Consider the following 25,455-nt stretch of genomic DNA (forward strand, 5'->3'; position numbering starts at 1 on the left):
CGCGGAGAGCACGCGATCCTGCTTCAGAACGTCGGGCTTCGAGTAGACGTGGTGGTCGTTATAGAGTATGGGTATTTGCCCCGACGGCGGAGAGCCGAAGTTGGGCGGCGGCGCCTGATCCGAGGCCTGCGCGAGCGCATTAGGTCCAATGTTGCCATGCGTTGCAGAGGCCGATGGAGCAGCGACCGCGTTGAGTCCGAGACCGGCTGCGAGCAGCGCGGTGAGGATCCCGATGCTCAGTGGCTTCAACGCTTCCTCCTAAGGTCATTCGCGACCATGACCTTCGGGCCGTTCTCGGTCGGGCAGGCTCTTTCGAAGACGCCTCCGACGGAACTACCGATCGATCACCTTAATCATAGATAATAGAGCCGAACAGTGTCGCCACCTGTACGAATTCGAACAAGTACGCAATGGTTTTCCCGTTTGGACCGGCCGGATCTCGAGGTCGCCGAGCGCCCTCCCGAGATCGGTCGGGGGACCGTGGCCCGAAGCGGTCGGTCCTGTCGTGGCCGAACGGTGGCCGTCGCTGATCGAAGAAGCCAACTCGAGGACTGCATCCGGGGCGTTGCGCCGCATCGTCGGGCGCCACGCGGCATCGCTCATTACGAATGAGGAACGGCAAAACCCAAGGCATTGATAGACTTGCGCATTACGTGCTTATCGAATAGGGCTTGCGGGTGTGGAAGACGTGCACTATGCGGAGCTCCCGCCGCTCGTCTACCACGACGGAGGCTATCGCGCCGTCACTTGACGCAGAAGCGTTTTGCGCGGCGCAGGCATGGGTACCTTGCTTTCTACAATGCCGAGGAAGCGCACGACACGCAAGAAGGCCCGCAAGTACGGGCCCAAGGCTCAGCAGGAGGTTGAACGCTCGATGCACGAGATGAAGCGTGGGAAGCTGAGAGCCGGGCGTTCGGGTAAGGTCACGAGCCGTAAGCAGGCTATCGCGATTGGACTCTCCGAAGCGCGAGAAGCCGGCGGCAAAGTGCCGAAGAAGAAAAGCTCGCGCAAGAAGATCTCCCGTAAGAAACCTCGCAAGAAGTCGTAGAAAGGCGGAGAGGGAATGGCCGGTTTATTGTGGACGATCATCGTCGTCCTCGTCGTCCTGTGGCTGATCGGGTTCTTATTCGTTCACATCGGCGGCGGACTGATTCACATCCTGCTCGTGATCGCGGTGGTTCTCTTGATCTGGAACCTGCTGATGGGGCGCGGCGCGCGCATCTAGCTCGTCACGCAGCGGAATGTCGCGCGCTTGAATCGCATTGAGTCGTAAGAGATTCATCGCGATGTCTTTCCGTGGCGCCGAGCGTCGCGGCCGTGGCGACAATGGTGAAGAACGCGACGGCGATCATGGCCGTATGAATCCGAGGGTTGCCCAGCTCGCAGGTCGTCGCGAGCAGTCTAGACCTCGGTAACGCAGGAAAAGCCGACGTGGTGCGGTAGCGCGGCCTTCTGCATAGTCTCTGGGGCACAACCATATGGAAATTGTGATTGCCGAGAAGGGCGCTTTCTGTTTCGACCCGGAAATCTCGGCCGATGAAGCGCGCGGGCGCGCTAGCGCGCACGCCGCGTCCGCCTTCGGAACCCTTTCGCGGCTTCTCTCTCGCCCGAAGGACGCAGACATCACGATCTCGGATCAGGGCCTCTGCTACTTTCCGCTGTGGCATGCAAAGGCGCACCTTCGCTTCGTTTACAATCGGAGTGATTCATATAAAGTACCCGTGAAGGCACCGCACGTCGTTGCTGTGACCTTCGGAGGGACCGACTATGCGGTTGCGGCGGGCGGCATCGACGTGCCCATCGTGGAACACTGCGAGCGCGACGAGCAGCGAGAGCTATGGCTCGACGCGCTGAGCGGCCAGTCCATCGGCGTCCAACCATACCCTAAAGCGCACACGACTCCCGTAGACCTCGACGAATTCGCGCCGGAAGGCGCCAAAATCATCGCGCCATCGATTCGTGCTTCGGCGGTCATTCGTACGCTTCTGGGAGACGATTTCCGCCCGACGGACGCCGACGACATCGCTGAAGAAACGGTGAACGTGGAGTGCATCGATCTCTACCTTCGGCCCACGTTCGGTTTCAAGTACGCCTGGGCGACAAAGAACAAAACCGCGGAAGTTGCGGTCGATGCAGTCACCGGAGAGTTGCAGGCGGAAGTTCCTGCGGCGATGGCAGCCGTCGGAAAACTGTTAAAACCCGAAACGCTATTTGACATCGGAGCGGAGACGCTCAACTTGGTCATCCCGGGTGGCGCGATTGCGCTCAAGGTCGCGAAGGCCCTCGCGGACAAGCGCAAGGCGTAGCTGCGCGGACGTAACCGGCGTCCCATTGCGCTGCTACGCCGTCGAGAACGGCATGCTCGCAACGGGAAGCGATCCGCAAGCGGCGGATCCGTGCGAACTTCACAACGGCTCCCGACGAGCCGACCCGACCACGCGCCTCAAGCCGGACAAGGTCGGCGAGCTCACGCGCCGATGTGCCGAGGGAGCGCCGCGGGCGGTTGTAACGCATTGGGCGCGTGCGGCACAACCGAAAACGTGATTCCCGCGGCGAGCGGATTCCCGCTTCCGATCGGCGTATCGTTGATCGCATGAGACGTCGATCGATTATCGAGCCGTTTCGCATAAAGAGCGTCGAGCCGATTCGCATGACGACTCGCGAAGAGCGCGAGCGATTTCTCGAGGAAGCGGGATACAATCCGTTTCTGCTACGCGCCGAGGACGTCCTGATCGATCTGCTGACCGACAGCGGAACCGGCGCCATGAGCGCCGATCAATGGGCGGGAGTGATGCGAGGAGACGAGTCGTACGCCGGTGGACGTTCGTACTATCGTTTCCTCGATACCATCCATGCAATTTTTGGTTTTCGATACGTGCTCCCGACGCACCAGGGCCGCGCGGCCGAGCGGATTCTCTTCAGCACGATGTGCAAGCCGGGCGACGTCGTTCCGAATAACACGCACTTCGACACGACGCGGGCCAATATCGAAGCCGTCGGCGCACGAGCGATCGACTTGCCGATCCCGGAGGGGCGCCGCCCCGCTGAGCTGCACCCTTTCAAGGGCAACATGGACGTCGCCGCGCTGGAAGCCCTCATTCGCGACGTCGGCGCCGAGCGCATACCGCTCGTCATGCTCACCATTACGAACAACTCCGGCGGCGGCCAGCCGGTCGCGATGGCCAATGTCAAGGCCGTCCGCGCCGTATGCACCCGCAATGGGATTCCGCTCTACATCGACGCCTGCCGATTTGCGGAGAACTGCTGGTTCATACGAGAGCGGGAAGAGGGTTACGCGCAGAAATCGCCCCGCGAAATCGCACGCGAACTGTTTTCCTACGCCGACGGATGCACCATGTCGGCCAAGAAAGATGGCCTGGCTAACATCGGCGGCTTTCTCGCAGGCAATGATGAGATGCTCGCAACCCAAGAGTCGCGCCTATTGATTTTGACGGAAGGGTTTCCCACCTATGGCGGGCTCGCGGGGCGCGATCTCGAGGCGATAGCCGTCGGGCTCGAGGAGGCCCTGCATGAAGACTATCTACGGTATCGCATCGCATCGACCGGCTATCTGGGTTCTCACTTGAGTGAGATCGGCGTACCCATCGTTTTGCCGCCTGGAGGGCATGCGATCTACATCGATGCTGCCGCAATGCTTCCACATATTTCGGCACGTGCGTTCCCGGGACAAGCGTTGGTCGCCGAGCTGTACGTGGAGGGAGGCATTCGCGCCGTCGAGATCGGGAGCGTGATGTTTGGGTCCACAGATGCTCGGACCGGCGAGGAAACGACCGCCGCGATGGAGCTCGTCCGTCTGGCGATTCCGCGCCGCGTCTACACGCAGAGCCACATCGACTACGTGCACGAGGTCGTAGGCGACGTGTACGCTCGGCGGGAAAGGATTGCCGGGTTGCGGATGGTATGGCAACAACCGCCGCTGCGGCACTTTACCGCCCGTTTCGAGCCGCTCTCTCGCCCTCGCCGTCCTTCCGTAGAGGCGGCGGTACGGTGAACGTCGCGATCGTTGGAAGTGGGCCCGCCGGGCTTTACGTGGCCGAGGAACTCGCACGGCAACGCCCCGGCGTCCGCATAGATGTCTTCGATGCTCTTCCTACACCCTATGGTCTGGTTCGAAGCGGCGTCGCGCCGGATCACCTGAGTACGAAGAACGTTACCAGAGCCTTCGATCGCACGTTCGATCGCGAGCACGTGCGTTTTCTCGGAAACGTCACCCTCGGCACCGACGTCTCATACGACGAGCTCAAAGCGGCATACGACGTCGTGGTATTGAGTATCGGCGCAAACATCGATCGTCGCCTCGGGATACCGGGCGAACATCTCGAGCAAGTCTACGGCGCCGCGGCCTTCGTCGGCTGGTACAACGGTCATCCCGATTGCCGTAACGTCATCGCTTCACTCGAGGGCAAGGCGCTCGCTGTTCTCGGGAACGGCAACGTCGCCCTCGACATCGTCCGGATTGTGGCGAAGACGGCCGACGAGCTTTCGGAGTCCGACATTTCCCGTCACGCGGCCGCCATGTTGGAGCGAAGCACCATTACGGACTTGTATCTCATCGGACGCCGCGGACCGGTTGAGGCGAGTTTCACCTCGACAGAGCTTGCCGAGCTTGGCGAACTGGGACGATGCGACATCATCGTGGACCCGTCGCAACTACCGGATGGGATCGGTCCTCACATTGGCGAGAAAGAAATCAAGGCGAAGGAACGCAACGTCGAGATTCTCCGCGATTACGCCAAGCGTGAGCTGGGCACGAAGCCCGTGCGAATACATTTCCTTTTTTGCGCCGCGCCTCAAGCGGTGATCGGTGAGGATCGCGTGCGTGGCCTGCTGCTCGAACGCACGCGCATCGTCGAACGCGGACGAGCCGAACTCACCGGTGAACGGTTCGAGTTGCCCGTCGACGTCGTCGTTACGGCGATCGGCTATCATACCAAGCCGCCCACCGGCGTGCCATTCGACGAAACGCGCGGCGTGATCGCCAACGACGAAGGTTTCGTGGAGCCGGGTGTGTACGTCGCGGGCTGGAGCAAACACGGACCAAAGGGCGTTATCGGCACCAATAGGACGGATGCTAAGCAACTCGTCGGGCGCATCGTATCCGACTTCGATCGATCGCCGGACCGCGTCACGAAACCGGGCGGCGACAGCATCGATGCGCTCTTACGCGAGCGCAAGGTCAGAGTCGTGGATTTCGACGCTTGGCGGCGCATCGCGCGCGCCGAGCAAGCGCGCGCCCGAAACGGGAAACCGAGTGAAAAATTCACCGACGTCGCCGAGATGCTCGACGCAGCGTTCATGGGGAATTGAAACAACCGCAGACCATCGCGGCCGGTCGCGTCTCCTGCTCCGATGCCATGCCGAACAAGCGCGAAATAGAGCGGCAACGGCAGCGGCAGCCGCGATCGGAAGACCAGCCGTTATTCGAACGTATAGGTCCAGTCCGTCTGGCCGTGGGTGTCGACCTCGATGAAATGGGAGAGCGTGCTTCCCGTACAGGGGTCGTTCTCCGGGCCCCAGATTTCAAACTCATCGGATACCGTACAGAAGGTGTACTGACCCGCCCAGACGCGCGCGTTACCGGCCGTATAGGCGTAAACGTACATGTAGCGGACCGGAACGTCGCCGCCGATAGCCGTCGCACAGTTTCCCGGTGCGATGACCCACCAGCCGCGCGAGAACCAGTTGTGGCCGGGGTGACCCATGTCTTTGTAGCCGATAGAGGCGTTGACTTGTTCTTCGGAGTTGTTGCAGAGTCGAAAGCTCGCGCGAGCCGTCGCCGGGTGCAGGATCGACGCGGCACACACGACCGCAAAAAAGACGAAAGATAACGCTACTGTTTTCAAAAGGACGCTCCTCTAGCAGACGATGAATAACGGGCCGGTCCGTGCTTCTTCGGGGCCGCTTGCAATCTTCGACGAACCTAACAGGCTGCGGAAAAACCGAAAAGAGCGAGCGCGCGGAGGCTCATGAGCTCATTCTTCTGTCACGGTCGGCGAATCCCATGCGTCCGGCGCGACGAAGGCCGCCACGTATTTCACGTCGGATGCCAACGTCATCGATGAAAGTTCACGACTCGAAAGAACGGACAAGAGCATGATCCTCGTGCTGAAGCAGCTTCGTCCCGCCGCTGTGGTATATGGTGCCGCGACGCTACAAGGGTTTTCGTTCACGCTGGTGCCGGCACTAGCCACGGAGTTCTTACGGGCGCCCTATGGCATCGACGCGCAGGCCTTTGGTTCGCTCTTCGTCCCGCTCACGCTAGGAGCGATCGTCGCGGCAACGGCTGCGCCGTTGCTTGCCAAGAGCCTGGGAATGGTTGCCGTCCTGCGTTTGGGCGTCGTCGCCAACAGCCTCGGGCTCCTGGCCCTCATGACGTCGGCCGTCCTGCCGCACCGGGCAGCATATGGCCTTCTCCTCGCCGACACGACCGCGTTGGGCCTCGGGTTCGGCTTGAACTTCTCGGCAGTGAATGAACTCGCGTCCTCGCTCTCGCCTAGCGCGACGCGCTCCGTGACGATCGCTAACGTGCTCACCGGGCTCGGCACGGCCATCACGCCACTTCTCGTTGGGGCGCTGGCGGCTCGTGGAGCGTGGCCTATATGGCCGGCGGTTCTCGTCGCTTCTTTCGCGTGCGTGCTCGTGGTCTCGTTTGCGTGGAAGGCGCTACCCGTGACGGCTCGCGCCAGAACGCGCCGTCCGATCCCCCGCGTGCTCGTACTCTTCGGCGTCGCGGCGCTGTTCTACGCCTTCTGCGAAGGCGCGTTCTCAAGTTGGGCAACGACATTCGTGCATATCGATCGAGGATTCTCGCTAGGCGTTGGTGAGGCCGCGCTCTCCGGCTTCTGGCTCTCTCTCACCGGCGCGCGCCTGGCCGCGGCATTCGCGACGCGGTCCCTCCATCCGCGATTCGCGTTCGCCACATTTCCCATTGCGATTGGAATCGCATTTCTGCTCTTACCGGAATGGGGTTCGGCACCGCTCCTCGTTAGCGGATTCATCATAGCCGGAATAGCCTGCAGCATCGTGTTTCCGTACGCGATGTCCCTCGCGCTTGCGGCAATGCCCGACGACAAAGACCGGGTCGCCAGCGCCCTGGTCGCTGCGCTGATGACGGGAGAAGGGCTCGGAACGTTCGCTATCGGCGCCCTTCGTAGCAGTGGCGACGCGTCACTTTCGGAGATCTATCGATGGTCGGCCACGATAGCGTTCGCGCTCGCGATCGTAGCGATGCTCGCGTGCAGAGCGTCGCAGGAGAGTGCGGTGAAATCGAGCCGATAGGCGTCACCATTGCGTCCTAACGCGGCGTTATGTCGATGAGGGCGAACCCGCCGGCATCGATGACGGCGATGACGCCGTCGAGGAGGGCCTGCTTCGCGAGCGTACCGAGATCCCTCCACTCGTTCCAGACGGTTGAAAATAGCCGTACCGAGTGCCGATCCCGTTCCACCGCGGCAAGCGATGCCGATGTCGTAATCGTTTGCGGGCTCGAGTTCCCGATGAAGACCATCGTGTGATCGCTATCCGCAAAAGCTACGAGCGTTGCGAGGGGATCCGTAACCCGCACGTTGTCGGTAACGTCGCGGTCGTACGGTATTCGCGTCGCGTCCGACATGAGATCGGATGTCGTGTGAACGCAGACGCCGCTCGGCATGCGCGTAGCAATCCAGGCGATGGAGGTACCGCGGAACGGCACGTTCGTGGCCGTCAGCCAGCGCCAATCGGCAGCCAGCGATGGATTGATCGTTGCGTCCTTGCCGCGCACGTCTAAGCCGGCGGCGCCTTCGACGGCGGCCCACAGATAGCGCGGCGCATCCCAGGGTGAGAGCATCATCCCTTGATTCACGAGGATTTCACCGTGCAGCCATTCGGAGAACTGACCGGGCACCGTGTTATTCCGGCGCGGATCCATCGAAAAATGGCGAAAACTACTCGACAGAGCCTTTGCCATGAACGCCGGATTGTATTTCGCTGCCGCAAACGCATACCAATAAGTGACGGCGACCCATACGCCTCCGAGCAAGCCATACCCGTTGGTCGGCCCGTAGATCAAATCGTCCCGTGGCACGGTCCGGATGCCCGCATCGGTCCAGAATGCCGCATCGTTGAGGACACCGATGATGCGAGCGGCGCGCTCCGGGGGCGCTACGCCGAAGAGCACGGGAAAGACGAGATCGGCCGTAACGTCCGTGCGCCGAGAGCCGTCAACGTCGATCGCGAGGTAATACAGATCGTTCGCCGGATTGACGAGGTGGGTGTTGATGGCATCGCACAAGGCATTGCCGCAAGCCGCGTATTTTTCCGCAGCCACATCGTCGCCGAGGAGGCGAGCCATCTCCGAAAGGGCCTTCAGCGCTGCGTAGCATTCCGTGTTGACCTCGGTCGAGGCTCCGCTAATGCGATAGTTCGGAATCACGTTACGCCAGCCGATGATGCCCCAATCCGAGGTTTTCGTCGACGTGCACCACACCAGCCCTTGCTCGTTGCACTGTGAAAGGATGTACTCCACGGCCCGAACGGCACCAGGATAGCAGTCGCGTACGAACGCTTCATTGCCGGTAACGGCATAATGGTGCCATAGCGCAATAACGGCCAACGGCGTGTTGTCGTTGATGTTCAGCCCGTAGTCCTCTGATCTGCCGTTACGGATGTCGTAGTACTCGACGATCTTCCCCGCGGGCTCTTGCAGGCGAAAATATGCGCTCAGGGACTCGCGCGCGAAGTCGGGATTCAGATAATCGGCCCCAAATGACATCCAAGCCGTGTCGCGTCCAACGCTGTTGCTGCTACGCGTAGGATCGTTCGTAAAGCACCAACCGGTCGGCGCATACGTCTGCACGCGAAGCATGTTGGCCTTCGCCCAAAGTACCCCCTGATTCACATCGTGATCGGGCGTGCGCAGAATCGACCTGCGTAAGTACTTGCGGTAGTATGCTGAACTTCGTTCGAGGGCCGTCTCCGCGTTAGGGCAAGCTGCACGCGCAGCTGCGAGGTCTTCTCGTGACGTTGCCGACAAGACGTAGAGAAAATCAACCCAACGCTCCTCGCCCGGTCGCAAGTCTACGGCGATGTGAAACGCGGCGACAGGCTCGGGACCAATCGCTGTTGCGGCGCCGGCGAGCGCCCCGGGTGACGTTCGCGCGACCACCTTTCCCCGGTCGTCGCTCGTTTCCCAGCCATCAAACGAGCACAGCGGCGCGAAGAGCCGTACCTGCGAAGGCATTTTACGATTCCAGGCTACGATGCCGCCCATCGCGCGATCGAAGTCGGCGACGACGTCGTGCGACGTCGTTCCCCGAAGCTCGCAAAAGCCGTACATGTCAAACGTCGCTCGCGACGGTGAGGCATTCGTGAACTTGTAACGATAGTAAACCGCCGGCACGGGAACTTCTTTACCGTCGGCACCGTCGTAATTATAAGGGAAGACCTGCTCGTGGACGTTTACGCCATTATCGAGCTCGTAGGTGTGGTCTTGCCGCTCGGGGTGGATGTGAAACTCACCACGACGGCTAGCGAGCCGGATCTTGCTGCGCCGGTCCCAAAGCCGCACGCAGGTCGCGCCGAATAAATCATGGCCGGCATCTGGCGAATACACTTTATCAATCGCGCCGGTCGGACGTATCACCACACAACAGCGCGGGGACCCAAGCGTGCTGCCTTGCGCCATCTGATCGTCATCGAGGACGTACGCGAACGATGCATCGCCCGCGGCTTCGCGCGAGACGCCGGTGGGCGGATTGATCATCTCGTAGCGGGCCATTACAAAGACCCTGCTTGCCGCATCATGCCACCGTCGATCACCATGGTCGCTCCCGTGACGTAGGCGGCCGACTCGCTGCAAAGCCAAACGACGAGCCCGGCGATCTCCTCGGGCTTTCCCCACCGGTGCAGAGGGATCTCGCGAAGAAGGGCCTCGTCCAGCTTTCGATCGTGTTTCGTCGCCGCATCCATCGGCGTATCGATTGCACCCGGGGCGACGTTGTTAACGGTTATCCCATGCGGCGCCAGTTCGACGGCCATCGTGCGCATGAGCATTCGCAGGCCACCCTTCGCCGCGCAGTACGGCGCGTTCGTCGGGGCAGCGACGTCTTCATGGATGGAAGAGATATTGACGATTCGACCACCCCGCGCTTGGCCGATCATCTGTTTCGCAGCCGCCTTGCCGCACAGAAAGGGCCCCGTGAGATTCACCGCGATCTCCCTTTGCCACACGTCGTTCGGCGTTTCCACGAATGGATGGCGCGATTCTATGCCGGCGTTGTTCACGAGAATATCCAGCCCGCCGAAGACGGTGACGGCATGAGCAATCAACCTGTCGACGTCGTCCGCATCGTCGACATTCGCGGCGCATACGCTTGCGCCGTGCCCGGCGAGCGAAAGCTCGTCGGCGAGAGCCCGTGCCGGGATCGGGTCTTTGACGTAATCGATGACGACGCTAACGCCTTCGGCTGCCAGAGCACGCACGATGGCCGCTCCGATCCCCGTATCGCCTCCGGTGACGACAGCGCGCTTACCAGATAACTGCATGACTTTGGTGTGCAACCTTCGACGTGCAGTTCCTGTGGAACGCTACGCGAGTCGATTCCGAAAGCAAACGAGGTCATTGCCGAAGAACGGGCACACAGGATATCGATCCGATGTCGATCTGCCGCTCGTTTGAGAGCGGCACGACGACGGTGGCGGTGCACGAGCCGTCGCGGCCCGAAACGTCCGCGCGATAGCTGCCCGCGGAAAGCCCCTCGAAGTAGAACATGCCGTCGGAGCCGATCGGCGAGCTAGCACCGTTTGCGAGCGCGATCGTGCCATAGCGCCACCTCGGGCCGGCGACGGCGCCGATAACGGCGGAGAGCCGCGCGTGGGTGATAACGACGAGCGCGCCCGCACCCGGCGCAGGGTAGACGTGCGAGACCGACAGCGCTGCGCTGCCGTCGAGCGTGTCGTTGCGCTGTACGTACGTTACGCCCGTCGGGTGATTGCTCGATGGAAGCGGAAACGCGGAGGCCGATCCGGCGCCTACGGTGTGGATGCGCCCGTTCGTGTCGGCGATGAGATCGCCGGGCCGGCCGACGGCGACGGCATAGCCGGCATCTGCATCGCGCAGCGGGTGCACGCCGTGGAGGAAGGCGAGAGCGCCGGAGATGGCGAGCGTGCCGGCGCTCGAGCTTGAGATCTCGATCGCATCCGAGACGTACGAAACGTGAAGCGCGCCGCTCGTGCCGCCAACCTCGAGCCCGCTGGGCGTGTTGATTTCCGACGAGAGTACGGCGGCCGGCCCCTGATGCGCGCCGATGGTGGCCCCGAGCAGGGTCGTGTCGCGCCACCGCCTGATGGCGAGTGGAAAGAGCACTCCGAGCGATACGTTGCCGGTTCGCCCGCGCGCGCGTCGATCGCGAAGGTCGAGCTGCAAAACGGTGTGAAAGACCCGCACGCTATCGATGAGGTCATACGATTGCACGCTGCCGGATCGCCGGTAATCCGATAGCTGGTACTGGAATCGCAGCGTGCGATAGGAGGCGCTCAGCGTCTGGTATGTGTTGCGCCGTGGCATGGCGAGCCGGGCGTTCTCGCCAAAAGCCGGCGCACCATTGGCACCGTAACCGATGCCGAAGGAGAGCGGACCGGCACGCTGCACGTAGGAGACGAGCGTTCCGTCGAGCGGTCCAAACCCCACGGAGAGCCGGAGCGCATGGTCGGGATCCGCGGCGACGACGTCGTAGCCGATACCCACGCGGCCGTCGAAATACTCCGCGTGCGGACCGCTTGAAAGAGAGAGCGTATCGCCGGTGAGAAGCGAGCCGCCGATGGCGAAGCCGCGATAGGTCGCACACGCATAGACGCACGTTCGCGGGACGCCTGCGGCGATCGTGAACTCGTGCCACCCGGGTGCAAGGAGTCGCGCATCGAGCCGCGGCCTAACGTCGATCCGCACGGGGAGATTCGTGAGGTTGTCGACCGCACTGACGTGCGCAGCGACCGGGATGCCGTCGATCGAGAAGGGCCCCGGCTCGAGCCCGACGTCGATTGGCTCCTCGCCTGCGACGTCGATCCGGATCGTCGCCGGATCTCTGAGGATTCCGCAGACGCGCTCGAACGGCGCACGGTCGGCGCTCGTGCGAACCGACGTGCCGTGGGTCACTCCGACACCGAAGATGGGCAATGACGGCAGGACTCCGCCGCTCGCGAGCAGTTGGTCGCCGAGAAGAATTTCGCCGTTCTCGCCCTTCTCGTAGAAGTCGGCGTCGAGGCCGGTGCGGTAGACGACGCCGTTGATCTTCGCAAACCCCAGGTGTGCTACGCCCCCGGGCATGGCGAAGGTCATACGCTCTGAGAGCGCGGGCGGCCCGCCGCGTTGGAACGCTCCCGCGTACGCGACCGTTGCGGACGAGCCGTTACGATACAACGTCGCCGGCGGAACCCTGACGTCGAGGCGCTGCCTCGTGGAGACGCGATACGTGAGCTCGAGCGTGAGCGACGCGGAGTCGTACGTATATGCGATGCCGCTCGAGCCAAGCGAGTCGTAGACGTCGCCGTCGATCGTCGTCGTCGCCGGTCTGCGTGGAAAAGCAACGCCGATGAGATCGCGCGCGCGGACGTAAACGTCGTGCGCCCCCTGAACGATCACGATGTCTCCGTGCGCAACCCCGTTGACGCGCAGAGAGGCGATGACGCGCGCCGGCTCCGCAGCGCGCGCGCTCGCAGCGACGAGGGCGAACGCAGCGAGGAGCCACGCGGCGCGCGCGACTAGGGGCACGGAATCGAGAGCGATGCCGTCAGCGGCGCAAGGTGCGACTCCTTGTCCGGTACGATCGTGACGAGGCCGGTGCCGCAGCGATGCACGACCGCGGCGAATCCCATCGTTGCGTGCGGCAACACGTAGAACGGTTGGCCATACGCCGATGACGCCCCACGCCATCTCACGACTGCCCTTCGCACGAACACGTGAACGTTACCCCCGTTGCTGACGGTAACATAGAGCGTCCTCGAGCGAGCGGAGACGCCGGCGATACGTGCGTTGAATATCGAGCGCTGCGGAGCGACGAACAGCGGCAGGTTGTATGCAAGGAGAAAATGGATTCCCGACCGGTCCCTTTGCGGATCGAAAAGCTGCTCGACGGCGATACGGTAATCCGACTCGACTGACGGATCGCTTCTGAGGACCCCGACGCGAATGCGCCTGCTTTCGCCCGGTGCAAGCTCGAGCAGGCGCGGGAAGATCAGGACGTCGTCGACGTCGACCCGGCGCGTCTCGGCGCCGTCATGCTGATTCCAGGAGTAGGCGGTGATCTCGAAGCGCTCGTTGACGCGGTCGTCGTTCGCGATCGTGAAGTCGGCGGCGAGGTTGCCGGCCGGAACGTCGAGCCGGTTGGCGGTGATGTGCCACCTGGGCAGCGCCGGCGACGCGGAAGCGAAGCCGGTCGCTGCCAAGAGCAGGGCGAGAAACAAGGGTCAGTACGATACGGTGACGAGCACCTGATCGGAATAGTAACTTGCCGATCCCGCTACGACCTCGTTGCTGATGCTTTGGCCCGGCGGGGAGTCGACGTAGAACGGCACGTTGATTGCATCGGCGGACCCCATGCCCCGACCCGTGCCGCCCACGGTATTCGTGCCGACGGCATCGCCCCACGGCGCGGTTTCCGCGGAATCTTGGAAGATTTGATAGGCGATGCCGTCGGCAGGTGCGTTGGTCCCGTTGCAGTTCGAGTTGCACATGTAGCGGGTCGGCGTCGCGCCGTCCACGCCGTAGGCACCCGGTCCGAGTTCGATGGCGTACGGCGTAGCGTTCGTGCAGTTCACGCCGAGACTGCCGGTCTCTTGACCGAGCGCTTGACCGGGAACGACCTGGAACGTCGCCGGTTGTGCGACGACGGTGACCGCGCAGCTCGCCGTGACTTGCGCGCTGACGTTGATATACGTTTCGTTTGCGGGCAACGATCCGCCGCCGCCCGCGAGAGCCGGCGCCGCGGTTGCGAAGGTGGCGAGCGCGATGCCGCCGAGGAGTCGTTTGAGCTGAAGTGCTGTGTGTTCCATCACAACCGCTAGTGCCCCAGCCTCTAGCGCGCGTGACAGCCCGGCGTCAGGGTAAGGCGACGCGCTCGAAGATGGCGCGAAACTCGCTAGGCTGGAGGCGCGTTTGCGCGGCGAGCGATGCAAGCTTTGCGCCGTCGCTGAAGTCCGGCGGCTCGAGCCGCACCATGTAGTCCCGCGCGACGCGATAGGCCTCGGTGGTCGTGTCGACCAAGCGGGTGCGAATTCGCCCGGTCTTGGGATCGAGGAGATCGCCGAGCGCGATCGGCTGCACGTTTCCGCCGGAGAGCGCGATGAGCGCGCCGCTGCCGCCCTCGATCAGGTAGCGCACCGCGCCGAAGCCGAGCGTGCGCGTGTAATCGACGTCGAACGGCACCGGCTTGGCGCAGCGCAGCTCGTAGCCGATGTCCTTGGCGTGCACGATGGAGTCGACGCCGATCTCTTCGAGCCGCTTGCGCGTGCCGTCGCGCAGGACGACGCCAAGCGGGATGTCGGCGAGCCGAATGTTCCCGAAGGAGTCGCGCCCGACGTTCTCCGGCGCCGTGAACGCCTCGCCCGGAAGACGCTCGGCGATGCCCTCGGCGACCACCGCGACGCCGTGCCGGCGTCCCACGGAACGGCGCTTGACGATCGCTCCGACGATCGTATCGATGACCGCTTGAAGGTCCGTGTGCTCCGGGAACTCTTCGGGAAGAACGGCGAGCGTCGAGCCCGCGGCTTTGCACATGCCCAGCGCCAATGCTCCGGACTTGCGCCCCATGCAGACCACGACGTACCAGCGCGCGGTCGTACGCGCATCCTCCATGAGGCTCTCGAGAATATCGGCGCCGACCGAACGTGCCGTTTCGAATCCGAACGTCGGCGCGTTGTCGGGTAGCGGAAGATCGTTATCGATGGTCTTGGGAACGGTGGCGACCCCGACGCGCCCGCGCATCTTCTCGGCGATCTTTGCCGCGCCGAACGTGGTGTCGTCTCCTCCGATGCAAACGAGATAGCGAACGTGCAAGGAGTCGAGCGCTGCGACGCAGTGCTCGAGCGCCGCATCGTCTCGCGCGGGGTTCGTACGCGACGTTCGCAGGATCGATCCGCCGGTGGTGTGGATGCGTGACACCTGATCGAAGGTGAGCTCGACCGTCTGCGGCTCGCGGCCCGCGGCGAGGTCGCGATAGCCGTCGTAGATCCCGATCGCGCGCAGCCCGCAGCTGAACGCTTCCATTGCGGCCGAGGCGATGACGCCGTTGATGCCGGGCGCTGGTCCGCCTCCGACGAGAATCGCAAGGGTGTCGCTCATCGCATGAGGAGTCCTACGCAACGCAGGGTACGGCCTGCCGCCTCGAATATACGCATCATCCGATGATAAGCGCACTGCTTTTTGCGGCGACCGTAGCAACCGGTACCACGGCGACCGTTACCGTTGGACCGCCCGGCAGCGCATTCTACGTGCCGCCCGACCCGCTGCCTGCTCGGCGTGACGGAGCCGTCGTTTGGGCGCGACGTTTCACCGGCGGTCCGGCGTTGCCGTCCGCTGCGGTGAACGAGCGGATCCTCTACGAGACGATAGGAACGAGCGGCACGTTCACCGCGGTTTCCGGAACGATTGCGATTCCGCAAGGGGCACCTCCGGCGCACGGATGGCCCGTGATCAGCTGGGCGCACGGTACGGTCGGCGACGCGCCGCAATGCGCGCCGTCGCGCTCGTCGCGGCCGAATATCGAGCAGCGCATGCTCGACGGCTTCGTGCGCCGCGGCTACGCCGTCGCGCAGACGGACTACGAAGGCAACGGCACGCCCGGCATACATCCGTATTTCGTCGCGACGGCCTCGGCGCGCGACGTCACCGATATCGTGCGCGCGGCGCGCGAAATCGATCCCCAGATCGGTCGCACGTGGATCGTCATGGGCCACTCCGAAGGCGGCGCCGCAGCGCTCGCGACCGCCGCTCTCGGCGAGCAATGGGCGCCTGAGCTGCACCTCGCCGGGGCCGTCGCGTACGCGCCGGCTTCTCACGTCGAAGGCATCCTACAGAACGAGATACTCGGCGACGCGCCCAACAGCGGTCTCGTCTTCTTGGGGCTGCTCATCGCCGGATTCTCGACGGTCGATCCGCGGATCGATCCCGCGCAGATGCTCGAGCCGCAAGCGCTGCAAATGATGCCCGAACTGCAGCAACGGTGCATTTCCGATCTCATGAACGACTCCGATTGGGATCGGATCGATCCCCGGACGATCTTCCGGCCGCAAGCCGACGAGGACGCGCTCTACGCCGATCTCCTTGCAAACTCTCCCGAGAACTTCTCGATCTCGGTGCCGACGCTGCTCGTGCAAGGTGTTGCGGATGCGCTCGTTCCCTCGGAGATGACGATCGCACTGCGCGATCGTCTGTGCCGCAGCGGCGCGCCGGTAGCGTTCAAAGCCTACGTCGGTGCGACCCACGGCTCGGTCTTGGCCGCCGCCGCCGGCGACGTCGCGGCCTGGATCGCCCGACGCTTTCGAGGAGCTCCCGCGCACTCCACGTGCTAGCGAACGCCCGATGCTTTACGCGATGCCGATCTCCGCGTCGCTCAGGTAACAGCCGGGATCGGAGGCCCACAGGTCGCCGTGAAGATTGAACGCGCGCGCCCGAAAGTTGCCGCCGCAAATCGGCAGGAACGTGCAGACGGAGCAGCGCCCGTGCAGCCGACCCTTCCGGTCGCGCAGGGCGGCAAGCGTGGCGTTGCTCTCGTCGGTCCAAATCGCGCTGAATCTCCGCTCCTTGACGTTGCCGAGCGTGACGCTCTGCAAGAACTGATCGGGATGGACGTTGCCCTGCGTGTCAACGTCCGCAATCCCGATGCCGGAGGAGTTGGCGCCGCCGCCGTTCCACAATAAGGCCTCGAGCGCTCGTGTCGCTCGCGCCGAATCCTCCCGGAGCAACGACAAATAGAGGTACGCGGCGTCGGCATGATTGTCGACGGTGAGAATCTCGCGCGGTCGTCCGTCGCGCCAAAACTGCCGCGTTCTGCGGAAGATCGTGTCCACGGCACGGCGGGTCTCGGCGGCGCTGAGGCTCGTGGCCACGCGACCGCGCCCAGTGGGTACCAGATGATAGAAACATGCGCGTTCGATGTCTTCGGCTTCGATCAGATCGAATATCGCATCGAGGTCCCGCACCGTCCACGGCGTCAGCGTTAGCCGCAGCCCGACCTTTTGGCCGACGGCCTTGCAGTTGCGAATGCCTCGCATCGCTCGGTCGAATGCGCCGGAGACTCCGCGGAAGCGGTCGTTCGTCTCGCCGATGCCGTCGATCGATATGCCAACGTAGGCAAATCCGATTTCTCGAATGCGCGCGGCACGCCGTTCGTCGATGAGCGTTCCGTTGGTCGAAAGCGTGAGCTTCAAGCCGAGCGATCGTGCGTACGCCGCGAGTTCCAGGGTATCCGCGCGCGCGAGCGGTTCGCCGCCGGAGAGCAGAACTGCGGGAACGCGAAAGGCGGCGAGGTCGTCGAGGAGCGCGCGGCCTTGCTCGTGCGTCAGCTCGCCGGCGTACCTGTCGGCGCGCGAATCGCTGTAGCAGTGCTCGCATCGGAGGTTGCAGGTCCGAGAGACGTTCCAAACGACCACCGGCTTTCGATCGCGAGCGCTACGCGGAGCGCCGGCGCCTTGACCGTAGCGCAACGCATCCATCGGCTGCTCGACGTCGCACAGAAGCTTGGTGACGTTCAGCATGGAGATGCCGCGAGCGCACTCCACGCGGGCGAGACGTACGCGCACGACGGCTCGCTCGCAAACGCGTCGCCCGTCATCGTGTACGCGCGTGATCGCGATCCGCCGCAGATCTCGCGGTACTCGCACACCCCGCATTTTCCGCCGAACGTATCGGGGGCGCGCAGGCGGCGCATGATCGGATGACCGCGATAGACGTCGAGGAGGCGATCGGTGCGAACGTTGCCGACGACGTACGGGAGGAACCCGCTCGGACAGATCTCCCCGAGATGCGACACGAAGACGAATCCCTTGCCGTCGCCGATCGCGGGAATTCGCTTGGCCAAGCTCGCGGCGTCGCCGTGTTGCAGCAGATACCGGCGGTAGTGCGGCGCTTCGGTGGTCTTGAGATCGAACGGCAGCTCGCCGGAGAGCCGGTGCAGCTGTGCGAACGCGCGCTCGGTTTCCGAGGCGTTCAGCACGTCGCGCTCCGTCGCGCGGCCGACCGGAACGAGAAAGAAGAGGCTCCAGAGGACGATGTCCAGTCCGCGCAGGACGCCGGCCATCTCGTCGATGCGCGTGTGGTTGAAGCGCGAGATCGTCGTATTGATCTGCACCTCGAGGCCCGCCTCGCGAGCCGCGCGCACGCCGCGCAACGTTCGTTCGAAGGAGCCGCGCACGCCCCGGAAAGCATCGTGCGACGCTGCATCGGGAGCGTCGAGGCTCAGAGAGATTCGCTTGCAGCCGGCGGCGGACAACGCGCGCAGAGAAGCGGGGGTGAGCCTCCCCGTCGCGCTCGGCGAAACGGCCGTCCGCAGACCGTGTGCAACGGCGTATTCGACGATCGTAACGATGTCCGCACGCATGAACGGATCGCCCCCGGTCAGGATGAAGGCCGCCGGCGAGCACTCAACAACTGCGTCGACGAGTGCGAACGCCTGCGTCGTCGTCAGCTCGAGAGGGTGGCGCTGCGGTATGGCCGCGGCGCGGCAGTGCCGGCACGCGAGCGCGCACGCCCGGGTCATTTCCCAAATCACGATCCGGGGAGCATCCGCGTACGAAGGGAGTGAGGCGTTCATTCCCCCCCAGAATACAATCTGGCGCCGATGGAATTACGAAGAAGTCGTGAAGATCGGCTACTGCCAGGACGGTACGCGAAACGTCGCAGGGCATGTGTCCTCGTTCACGGGCGAGTTCATCAGCGAAACGGCTCGCGGAAAGGCGGCCAGCTCGCTCGTTCGTATCGTGATCCAGAACTGCGTCAGGACAGTCTGCCCGGCGCGGTTTCGACCGCACTGCAACTGCAGCGATCGCGTCTCGTCCGTAGAGAATGCCAGCCGGAAGCGATAGGCGACGGCTGCGTGCGTGACCGTGCGTCCGGTCTGTGAGATGAGAAATCGTCCGAAACCGCCCTCGACGACGGCGTGGCGCATTGCGAGCTCGGTGGAGAAGAACGCCGTCGGATCGAACCCGAAGCATTGCACGTGCTTGTCATATTCGTGGGTGAGCAGCCCGTGCGCGAAATGTGGCATCACGTTGCCGAGCGCCCAATGCAGGTACGCGTCGAGTCGAGGTGCTGCGGTACTGTGAACGTAGAAGTCGCAACCCCTCGACCACCATTGCGGATCGGTGACGCCGCTGCGGATGAGCTGCCGGGGTCGCGACGCCCAAAGGCCGTGCAGCCCGATCAACGGGCGTCTGGGCTGATCGCGCAGGCATCCTCCATCCGTGGAGCAGATGCCGGGCTGCCACGTCAGCGCGAACGTGTAGTGCGCGAAGTCTCCATGCTTGGCCGGCACGAGCGAGGCGAGGACCGTTCCGCAACACATGGCGGCGAAAGCGACGAAAGCGATGACGCGCATACGGCCGTCTTGACGGCCTCCGGGCCCGCAACTCCTCTCTCTTCTAAAAGAAGTGTGCTGGAAACAACCAAGCGGGTGCCCGATTCGTGACACATAGGAATCGCGCCGCCAATGCGGTCTAATGCAAACTTATCTTATATTAGCTCGCTGCAGTAATTGCGGGAGGAATGCCGATGTTTCGCTGGGGTGCCGTACTCTTTGCTCTGCTCTTCCTTAGTCCGGTCGCGTCGCTCGCGCAGAGCGGAAGCGCGACGATCCAAGGAAGTGTGCGCTCGTCGTCGGGCACGCCGATCTCCGGCGCGCAGATCGCGGTGAGCGGCCCCTCGTCGCGAACGACAACGAGCGATGCCCAGGGCAACTTCTCGATCTCCGGCGTGACGCCGGGTATCTACCGCCTCGACGTGAACAAGGGCGGATACGCTCCCGCGATGGTTACAAACCTCGTGTTGCTCGTAGGCGGGACCACGCCGGTAGCGGTGACGTTGGTTCCTGCGTCCCTTAGCTCGCTGCGGACCATCGCGCGCGTCAATGCCTCCGCGCACAGCTCCATCAACACGGGCGCGGCGGCGCTCACGTTCGAGACGCGCCAGCAGTTCACGACCCTCGCGAATCCGCAGATCAACAACGTGATTCAGCGCATTCCCAACGCCGTCGTCGAGCGCGGCAGCTCCTCCCCGAACACGTCGATCTCGCTCGGCGGAACGCAACCGTACGAGACGCAGATCTTGCTCGACGGCCACCCGCTTTCGGCAGGCCGGTACGGCGTGTGGTTCTCGCAGTTCTTTAGTTCGTGGATGATCGGCAGCGTCGAAGCCGAATCGGGCCCCGGCAACACGACGCCCTTTGCCGGCTCCGCTATCGGCGGAACCGTCAACCTGTTGACGCCTGGTTTCACGCGGCAGACGACGTACGACATGGTCTACGGCGACGACAACTTCGGATCGCAGTCGTACGACATTCTGACGACCGGCTCGCTCGGCAGCAAGTTCCAATACGTGCTCGGTGCGGGTTACGCGGCGAACAACGGCCCCTACTACCTCCATTACGGCTGCACCGTAAGGCCGAACAGCCCCAGCCTCGACAACAGGCCCGGCAGCACCGGCATCATTCAGTTCTGCGGTAATCTGAACGGTTCGCTGTTCACGAAGGGCGAGCTGATCAAGTTTCGCTACGATTTTTCACCTTCGACGTCGTTTGAAATCGGCTTCGCCGGCTCGCAAGCCGGCTATCAGCCCCAGGGCACGGCATACGGCCAGTATGCTGCAAACATGCTCATTACACCGTGCTTGAGCGGCGGCAAGGTCTGCACCAACCCATTCGACTCCCAATACGTCGGCAAGACGATCAACGGCTACATCTTCTATCCGGGATCGAACGTCTATAACAACCAGCCGCTCTTCAGCGGCGAGTTCCGCACGGCGATCGGTGACAACACGCTGCTCATTCGTCCGTATGCGGGAAACATCGCGCGCATCATCGATGGTTCGGGCGAGCTCAACTACCCGCAGTTCTACTATCCGAACGCCGCTGCGTCATCCACGTGCACGGGTGCTCCGAACTACGGCATCGTCGGCCCGAGGGGCGCTACGGAAACCGAATGCTTGCAAGGCCCGTTCAGCGTGCTCGAGTCGGACAAGCTCGCCGGCGGTACCGTAACGTTCATCCATCCGTTCGGCAGCGACTTCATCGAGGCGACGTACGATTATCACGGCGACGAAACGTTTGCGTACTACAATAGTGCCGCCGACGTCGTCGTTCCCGACACGACGTCGAAGTTCAACACCGTGTCGCTCGTCGGCGAGTTCGCCCTGAGTCCCGACTTGACGTTCAAAGCGGGTCTCTACGGCACGGCATGGGCGCTCCACGGCGTCCAGGCCGTCGCGCTCTCCGGTCACAGGACGTCGACCGCCCCGCTCACCCGCACGACCAACCGCTTCGATCCGCATCTCGCGCTCGTCTATCAGCCGCAAGCACGCGTGTCGTACCGGCTCTCGTGGGGCACGTCGGTGACCTTCCCGTACGCATCGCTCGTCAGCGGTGTTCCGTTCATCACGCGAGGATCGGCGACCGCTCCACTCGGGACGTTCACGCTGAAGAACCCGTTCCTCAATCCCGAGGTCGCGAGCGAGTTCGATCTCGGCATGGACCGCGGCTTCGGGAACAGCATCTTCAGCATGGACCTCTCCGACATCCAGATCCATAACGTCTTCGAAACGATCTCGACGCCGTCGACGTCGCCGCTCTACTCGTACGTCAACGAGCCCGTCAACATCGCGGATCTCTCGGTCCAGCAGGCTGCGTTACGGTACAACTACGAGCCGCCGCTCGGGCTTGGCTTCTTCGTCGCGGGGGCGCTCACGCGTTCGGTCGTCGAGGGCGTTCCGCCACAGTTCTACACGTCGCCGACCGCGTACGTTCAGCCCGCAAACGGCGTGCAGCAGTGCAGCAACGGTGGTTCCGAGGTCTGCATTCCGTATCTGAAGGCATACGGCGGGCTGCAATATATCACGCGCGACCACACGTACATCCAACTCGATGCGGATTTCGAGGGAAAGAACAATACCTATAACCTTCCGCCGTTCGCCTATTTCAACTTTGCGATACGGCGCCCGGTAACGCGAACGCTCGACGTTCAGCTCGCAGCGGAGAACGTCTTCAACATCGACACGTATGCAAACTTGCCCGAGCCGAACGCGGGGATTCCGCAGATCGGCGAGTCGTCGACGGGGCTCGGCAGCATCCTGTCGCCGCTGATCCCGGCGCCGCCGCAGACGTTCCGGCTCGACTTCGAGTACCACGTCCGGACGCCGTAAAAGGGGCCGGGTGCAGGCGCCCCGTCGGCCGCCGCGTACTCTAGGTCATGAAACTTAGCGTACGAGCCACCGTGTTCGCGTCCGCGTTGACGGCGCTCGTCATGGGGCTCCTCGCCCTTCCTTTCCATATCGCTCGATGGCATGGGATGGCCGGCACGGGGCAAGGCGCCGGCTCCGTACCGCGGATGCATCCGTGGGTGTACCAGCCGATGCATCCGTGGATGCAACAGATGATGACGCAGCACGGGGTGTCGGGCTGGCCCGTCATTGCGTGGATTCTGTTTGCGATTGTGATCCTCATGGTGTGCGCCGGCCTAGCCGGGGCCATCTTCGCCGCGATCTACAATGCGTTCGCTCCGAGGCAGGCGTAACCGGGCCGATGCCTGGCGACCCTCCGAAGTTTCCCGCCGAGGAGCTACGTGCAGTCGCGCGCGACGATCGCGAGGCGCACCGGCACATCGACGCGCTACACCGGGAACTCGGCTCCGATCATCCAACTCGCGAAGCGATCGACGAGCACGTTGGCGCGCTTCGCAAGCGTGCACCGATCGGCGCGATCGTCGCGAACTGGTTCGACGATCCGCGCACGCAGATATTCATCAACGAAATCGTCCAAGCGGGACTGTAGCGAAGCAATCGAGCCCGGGCCTCGTAAAATCGGCGAGAAGATAGCGTTCAGGTAGCGTAAGGACGCTCCCGAGCCGTCCCTCGCTCGCCGAACTCTCGCATATGAGGCAGGCCTTTTACCAACTCCTCGAAGACGACGCTGCAGCTACGCTGGTCGAATATGCCCTCGTGATCGCGCTCGTTGGGGTTGCTGCGATTGTGGCCCTCAAGAAGCTCGACAGGCGGCTCGTGCACGTGTTTACGCTCATCAGGGCGAGCATCAAGAAAGGCTAGCCGCTTACCGGCTCAGGCGTTGCGAGCGCTGCGGCATATTCCCAAGACGTCGCGCCGCGTCACGATGCCCGCTCGACAGTGTCGGTCGCGCAGGACGTATTCTACCGTCGGTGGACGCGCCGGGTTATCTCTCGCGAGTAGCGCGTGTCGACCGGTCGCGGATCACGTGCGGCGAGCTTCGCCTGCGCGGTAGCGGTAGACGATTCGTCCTTTCGTGAGATCGTACGGCGAGATCTCGACGTCGACGCGGTCGCCGGGAAGAATCTTGATGCGATGGCGCCGCAGGCGCCCGGCAATGTGCGCGAGGATGACGTGCCCGTTGTCCAGCTCGACGGAGAAGGTCGTGCTCGGAAAGACCTGCTTGATGGTGCCGAAAACCTCGAGAGGAGCCTCTTTCGTATCTTGGCTAGGCGCCTTCGGGACGCGAGGCTCGGGTCGGCGGCGCCTATTTCTGGAACCCGCTATGGTCTCTTCTCCTCTGCAAAAAAACGGAACGAGGGCGGTTTTAGATACTATCCCATAATTCGTTGGTCGAGGCAAGGCAGATGGGCAGGCGGACGCGCGACGCCGAATGGCACTCGGAATGGCTTTGGTTCCTCGGCTCGCAGCAATCGCTACCAGCGTACCCTCATACGTGCTCGAACAGGACGACGTCGTGCAACGCGTGCGCGCGATCTTCAAGGGCGAGGCGCTCGTGCAACGTCTCTTGCCCGTCTTCGAGAACAGCGGCATACGGCGCCGCTACTCGTGCGTGCCCGTCGAGTGGTATTACGAGCCGCACGATTGGAAGGACCGCAACGCCGTCTACCTCGATTGCGCAGTGCCGCTACTCGAACGGGCCGCAAGCGACGTGCTCGAGCGCGCCGGCGCGCGCGTCGACGACGTCGCGGCGATCGTCGCCGTCTCGACGACCGGGGTTGCGACGCCGAGCCTGGACGCGCTGCTCGTGGAACGCATGGGATTTCCCCGCACCGTTCGGCGGTTGCCGATCTTCGGTCTCGGCTGCGCGGGCGGCGCGCTCGGACTCGCGCGTGCGGCGAGCGTCGCGCGCGACATGCCGGGGAAGAGCGTGCTCTTTCTCGTCGTCGAGCTGTGCACGCTCTCGTTCCGGCGCGAAGAGGTCACGAAGAGTAACGTCGTGGCAAACGCGCTCTTCGGCGACGGTGCCGCAGCCGCGCTGCTCTCGACGCAGGCGCGCGGTCCCGCGATCGTCGCCTCGGGCGAGCATCTCTTCGAGGACAGCCTCGACGTCATGGGCTGGGACGTTGCGGCCGACGGATTGCGAGCGATCTTCTCGCGCGACATCCCGGCGCTGGTCGCTACGCGCTTTCGCGGCGTACTCGACGCCTATCTCGCGGAACAGGACCTCACGATGCAGGACGTCGATCACGTCATTCCGCATCCCGGCGGCGTGAAAGTGCTCGATGCGCTCGAGCGTGCCTTCGGCCTTGCGCCCGGCGCGCTCGACGACTCGCGTGCGGTGCTGCGCGAGTACGGAAACATGTCGGCGGCAACCGTGCTCTTCGTGCTCGAGCGCGCGCTTTCGCATGGTGCGCTGCGTGGCGACGACTGGAATCGCGCGTTGGTGACGGCGATGGGTCCCGGCTTCACCGCGGGTTTCGTCACGCTCGAACGATGAGCATCTCGCCCGTCTACGCGATCCTCGCGCTCGTCGGCGTACAGCGCGTCGCGGAGGTGGTGTACGCCGAGCGCAACGCGCGCGCACTGCGTGCTCGCGGCGGCGTCGAGATCGCGGCGTGGCAGCACCCGTTCTTCGTTGCGCTGCACGCGGCGTGGTTTCTCTCGATGGCGTGGCTCGTTCCGGCCGGCGCGGCGGTGAACTGGTACCTCGTCGGCGGCTACGCGCTCTTGCAACTCGCGCGCGCGTGGGTGCTCGCGACGCTCGGAGCACGCTGGACGACGCGCCTGATCGTGCTTCCCGGCGTTCCGCTCGTACGCGCGGGGCCGTACCGCATCATGCGCCATCCCAACTACGCGATCGTCGTGCTCGAGATTGCGCTGTTGCCCGCGGCGTTCGGCGCGTATTGGATCGCGGGTACGTTCACGCTCTTGAACGCGCTCTTGTTAACGTGGCGCGTTCGCGCGGAAGACGCCGCCCTGGCCGCCGGGCGCGCGGGCTGAGATCCGCGCCT

The 25,455-nt window shown here is 63.6% G+C and carries 25 protein-coding genes and 1 pseudogene; 14 read left to right on the top strand and 12 right to left on the bottom strand.

Going from position 1 to position 25,455, the window contains the following annotated elements; all coding sequences use genetic code 11:
- Positions 1-249: hypothetical protein (locus VMV82_07625; GenBank protein HUY41421.1), on the bottom strand; the 249-nt coding region annotated here is incomplete at its 3' end.
- 550 nt (positions 250-799) lie between these two features.
- On the opposite strand from VMV82_07625, the gene VMV82_07630 reads away from it, so the two are divergent.
- The 6 genes from VMV82_07630 (at position 800) to VMV82_07655 (ending at position 5,328) form a co-directional block, all read left to right on the top strand.
- Positions 800-1,048, top strand: coding sequence for a DUF6496 domain-containing protein (locus VMV82_07630; GenBank protein ID HUY41422.1), 249 nt, complete (start codon positions 800-802; stop codon positions 1,046-1,048).
- Between the two features lie 15 nt (positions 1,049-1,063).
- Positions 1,064-1,225, top strand: coding sequence for a lmo0937 family membrane protein (locus VMV82_07635; protein ID HUY41423.1), 162 nt, complete (start codon positions 1,064-1,066; stop codon positions 1,223-1,225).
- 262 nt (positions 1,226-1,487) lie between these two features.
- Positions 1,488-2,306: a hypothetical protein gene (locus VMV82_07640; GenBank protein HUY41424.1), complete on the top strand. Its 819-nt coding sequence runs from the start codon at positions 1,488-1,490 to the stop codon at positions 2,304-2,306.
- 25 nt (positions 2,307-2,331) lie between these two features.
- A complete protein-coding gene (locus tag VMV82_07645; protein ID HUY41425.1) occupies positions 2,332-2,544 on the top strand; it encodes a hypothetical protein in 213 nt (70 codons plus the stop codon).
- A 49-nt stretch (positions 2,545-2,593) separates the two neighbouring features.
- Entirely contained in the window at positions 2,594-4,012 is a 1,419-nt protein-coding gene (locus tag VMV82_07650) for a tryptophanase (GenBank protein ID HUY41426.1), read from the top strand.
- A complete protein-coding gene (locus VMV82_07655; protein HUY41427.1) occupies positions 4,009-5,328 on the top strand; it encodes an FAD-dependent oxidoreductase in 1,320 nt (439 codons plus the stop codon). The genes VMV82_07650 and VMV82_07655 overlap by 4 nt, the downstream gene beginning before the upstream one ends.
- A gap of 110 nt (positions 5,329-5,438) precedes the next feature.
- On the opposite strand, the gene VMV82_07660 is transcribed toward VMV82_07655, so the two are convergent.
- Entirely contained in the window at positions 5,439-5,864 is a 426-nt protein-coding gene (locus VMV82_07660; GenBank protein HUY41428.1) for a DUF1036 domain-containing protein, read from the bottom strand.
- A gap of 250 nt (positions 5,865-6,114) precedes the next feature.
- On the opposite strand from VMV82_07660, the gene VMV82_07665 reads away from it, so the two are divergent.
- Complete coding sequence (locus tag VMV82_07665) at positions 6,115-7,299, top strand: MFS transporter (protein ID HUY41429.1); 1,185 nt, start codon at positions 6,115-6,117, stop codon at positions 7,297-7,299.
- Between the two features lie 16 nt (positions 7,300-7,315).
- Here VMV82_07665 and VMV82_07670 read toward each other — a convergent pair whose 3' ends face one another.
- Genes VMV82_07670 through VMV82_07695 form a run of 6 tightly spaced genes read right to left on the bottom strand, consistent with a single transcriptional unit; the run spans position 7,316 to position 15,337 of the window.
- Positions 7,316-9,778, bottom strand: a complete 2,463-nt coding sequence (locus VMV82_07670; GenBank protein ID HUY41430.1) for a hypothetical protein — start codon at positions 9,776-9,778, stop codon at positions 7,316-7,318.
- Positions 9,778-10,560: an SDR family oxidoreductase gene (locus VMV82_07675; GenBank protein HUY41431.1), complete on the bottom strand. Its 783-nt coding sequence runs from the start codon at positions 10,558-10,560 to the stop codon at positions 9,778-9,780. The genes VMV82_07670 and VMV82_07675 overlap by 1 nt, the downstream gene beginning before the upstream one ends.
- Before the next feature lie 58 nt (positions 10,561-10,618).
- Positions 10,619-12,769 (bottom strand): hypothetical protein, encoded by a 2,151-nt coding sequence (locus VMV82_07680; GenBank protein ID HUY41432.1) that lies wholly within the window; start codon positions 12,767-12,769, stop codon positions 10,619-10,621.
- A complete protein-coding gene (locus VMV82_07685; GenBank protein ID HUY41433.1) occupies positions 12,760-13,461 on the bottom strand; it encodes a fimbria/pilus periplasmic chaperone in 702 nt (233 codons plus the stop codon). Before VMV82_07685 ends, VMV82_07680 begins: the two co-directional genes overlap by 10 nt.
- Before the next feature lie 3 nt (positions 13,462-13,464).
- The gene (locus tag VMV82_07690; protein HUY41434.1) at positions 13,465-14,049 is read right to left on the bottom strand and encodes a spore coat U domain-containing protein; all 585 of its coding nucleotides are present in this window, start codon (positions 14,047-14,049) and stop codon (positions 13,465-13,467) included.
- Positions 14,050-14,095: 46 nt separating this feature from the next.
- Entirely contained in the window at positions 14,096-15,337 is a 1,242-nt protein-coding gene (locus VMV82_07695; GenBank protein HUY41435.1) for a 6-phosphofructokinase, read from the bottom strand.
- Positions 15,338-15,399: 62 nt separating this feature from the next.
- Between VMV82_07695 and VMV82_07700 the strand changes: the two genes are divergently transcribed.
- Positions 15,400-16,566 (top strand): lipase family protein, encoded by a 1,167-nt coding sequence (locus tag VMV82_07700; GenBank protein ID HUY41436.1) that lies wholly within the window; start codon positions 15,400-15,402, stop codon positions 16,564-16,566.
- Positions 16,567-16,581: 15 nt separating this feature from the next.
- Here VMV82_07700 and VMV82_07705 read toward each other — a convergent pair whose 3' ends face one another.
- The 3 genes from VMV82_07705 to VMV82_07715 all read right to left on the bottom strand — a co-directional run bounded on the left by VMV82_07705 (position 16,582) and on the right by VMV82_07715 (position 19,589).
- Entirely contained in the window at positions 16,582-17,775 is a 1,194-nt protein-coding gene (locus VMV82_07705) for a radical SAM protein (protein ID HUY41437.1), read from the bottom strand.
- Positions 17,745-18,752: a radical SAM protein gene (locus VMV82_07710; GenBank protein HUY41438.1), complete on the bottom strand. Its 1,008-nt coding sequence runs from the start codon at positions 18,750-18,752 to the stop codon at positions 17,745-17,747. The genes VMV82_07705 and VMV82_07710 overlap by 31 nt, the downstream gene beginning before the upstream one ends.
- 111 nt (positions 18,753-18,863) lie before the next feature.
- Positions 18,864-19,589 (bottom strand): ribonuclease I, encoded by a 726-nt coding sequence (locus VMV82_07715; GenBank protein ID HUY41439.1) that lies wholly within the window; start codon positions 19,587-19,589, stop codon positions 18,864-18,866.
- 167 nt (positions 19,590-19,756) lie between these two features.
- Here VMV82_07715 and VMV82_07720 point away from each other — a divergent pair, with 167 nt between their 5' ends.
- The 4 genes from VMV82_07720 (at position 19,757) to VMV82_07735 (ending at position 23,302) form a co-directional block, all read left to right on the top strand.
- The gene (locus VMV82_07720; GenBank protein ID HUY41440.1) at positions 19,757-22,402 is read left to right on the top strand and encodes a TonB-dependent receptor; all 2,646 of its coding nucleotides are present in this window, start codon (positions 19,757-19,759) and stop codon (positions 22,400-22,402) included.
- A 47-nt stretch (positions 22,403-22,449) separates the two neighbouring features.
- On the top strand, positions 22,450-22,773 hold the full coding sequence (locus VMV82_07725) for a hypothetical protein (GenBank protein HUY41441.1): 324 nt from the start codon (positions 22,450-22,452) through the stop codon (positions 22,771-22,773).
- An 8-nt stretch (positions 22,774-22,781) separates the two neighbouring features.
- Complete coding sequence (locus tag VMV82_07730; protein HUY41442.1) at positions 22,782-23,030, top strand: hypothetical protein; 249 nt, start codon at positions 22,782-22,784, stop codon at positions 23,028-23,030.
- A gap of 101 nt (positions 23,031-23,131) precedes the next feature.
- Positions 23,132-23,302 carry a Flp family type IVb pilin gene (locus VMV82_07735; protein HUY41443.1) on the top strand — a complete coding sequence of 57 codons (171 nt, stop codon included), beginning with the start codon at positions 23,132-23,134 and terminating at the stop codon, positions 23,300-23,302.
- A 162-nt stretch (positions 23,303-23,464) separates the two neighbouring features.
- On the opposite strand, the pseudogene infA reads toward VMV82_07735, so the two are convergent.
- A pseudogene (gene infA, locus VMV82_07740) lies at positions 23,465-23,698 on the bottom strand (translation initiation factor IF-1).
- Between the two features lie 175 nt (positions 23,699-23,873).
- On the opposite strand from infA, the gene VMV82_07745 reads away from it, so the two are divergent.
- Entirely contained in the window at positions 23,874-24,941 is a 1,068-nt protein-coding gene (locus VMV82_07745; protein HUY41444.1) for a 3-oxoacyl-[acyl-carrier-protein] synthase III C-terminal domain-containing protein, read from the top strand.
- The gene (locus VMV82_07750) at positions 24,938-25,444 is read left to right on the top strand and encodes an isoprenylcysteine carboxylmethyltransferase family protein (protein ID HUY41445.1); all 507 of its coding nucleotides are present in this window, start codon (positions 24,938-24,940) and stop codon (positions 25,442-25,444) included. Before VMV82_07745 ends, VMV82_07750 begins: the two co-directional genes overlap by 4 nt.
- The last annotated feature ends 11 nt before the right edge of the window (positions 25,445-25,455 follow it).

This window comes from Candidatus Dormiibacterota bacterium (genome assembly GCA_035532035.1).
Classification (GTDB): domain Bacteria; phylum Vulcanimicrobiota; class Vulcanimicrobiia; order Vulcanimicrobiales; family Vulcanimicrobiaceae; genus Tyrphobacter.

Bases quoted from the DNA above. Each gene is read 5' to 3' on its own strand.
- VMV82_07630 (HUY41422.1), top strand. From the start codon at position 800: ATGCCGAGGAAGCGCACGACACGCAAGAAGGCCCGCAAGTACGGGCCC.
- VMV82_07635 (HUY41423.1), top strand. From the start codon at position 1,064: ATGGCCGGTTTATTGTGGACGATCATCGTCGTCCTCGTCGTCCTGTGG.
- VMV82_07650 (HUY41426.1), top strand. From the start codon at position 2,594: ATGAGACGTCGATCGATTATCGAGCCGTTTCGCATAAAGAGCGTCGAG.
- VMV82_07665 (HUY41429.1), top strand. From the start codon at position 6,115: ATGATCCTCGTGCTGAAGCAGCTTCGTCCCGCCGCTGTGGTATATGGT.
- VMV82_07670 (HUY41430.1), bottom strand. From the start codon at position 9,778: ATGGCCCGCTACGAGATGATCAATCCGCCCACCGGCGTCTCGCGCGAA.
- VMV82_07690 (HUY41434.1), bottom strand. From the start codon at position 14,049: ATGGAACACACAGCACTTCAGCTCAAACGACTCCTCGGCGGCATCGCG.
- VMV82_07695 (HUY41435.1), bottom strand. From the start codon at position 15,337: ATGAGCGACACCCTTGCGATTCTCGTCGGAGGCGGACCAGCGCCCGGC.
- VMV82_07700 (HUY41436.1), top strand. From the start codon at position 15,400: ATGATAAGCGCACTGCTTTTTGCGGCGACCGTAGCAACCGGTACCACG.
- VMV82_07710 (HUY41438.1), bottom strand. From the start codon at position 18,752: ATGACCCGGGCGTGCGCGCTCGCGTGCCGGCACTGCCGCGCCGCGGCC.
- VMV82_07715 (HUY41439.1), bottom strand. From the start codon at position 19,589: ATGCGCGTCATCGCTTTCGTCGCTTTCGCCGCCATGTGTTGCGGAACG.
- VMV82_07720 (HUY41440.1), top strand. From the start codon at position 19,757: ATGCCGATGTTTCGCTGGGGTGCCGTACTCTTTGCTCTGCTCTTCCTT.
- VMV82_07725 (HUY41441.1), top strand. From the start codon at position 22,450: ATGAAACTTAGCGTACGAGCCACCGTGTTCGCGTCCGCGTTGACGGCG.
- VMV82_07730 (HUY41442.1), top strand. From the start codon at position 22,782: ATGCCTGGCGACCCTCCGAAGTTTCCCGCCGAGGAGCTACGTGCAGTC.
- VMV82_07735 (HUY41443.1), top strand. From the start codon at position 23,132: ATGAGGCAGGCCTTTTACCAACTCCTCGAAGACGACGCTGCAGCTACG.
- VMV82_07745 (HUY41444.1), top strand. From the start codon at position 23,874: ATGGCACTCGGAATGGCTTTGGTTCCTCGGCTCGCAGCAATCGCTACC.
- VMV82_07750 (HUY41445.1), top strand. From the start codon at position 24,938: ATGAGCATCTCGCCCGTCTACGCGATCCTCGCGCTCGTCGGCGTACAG.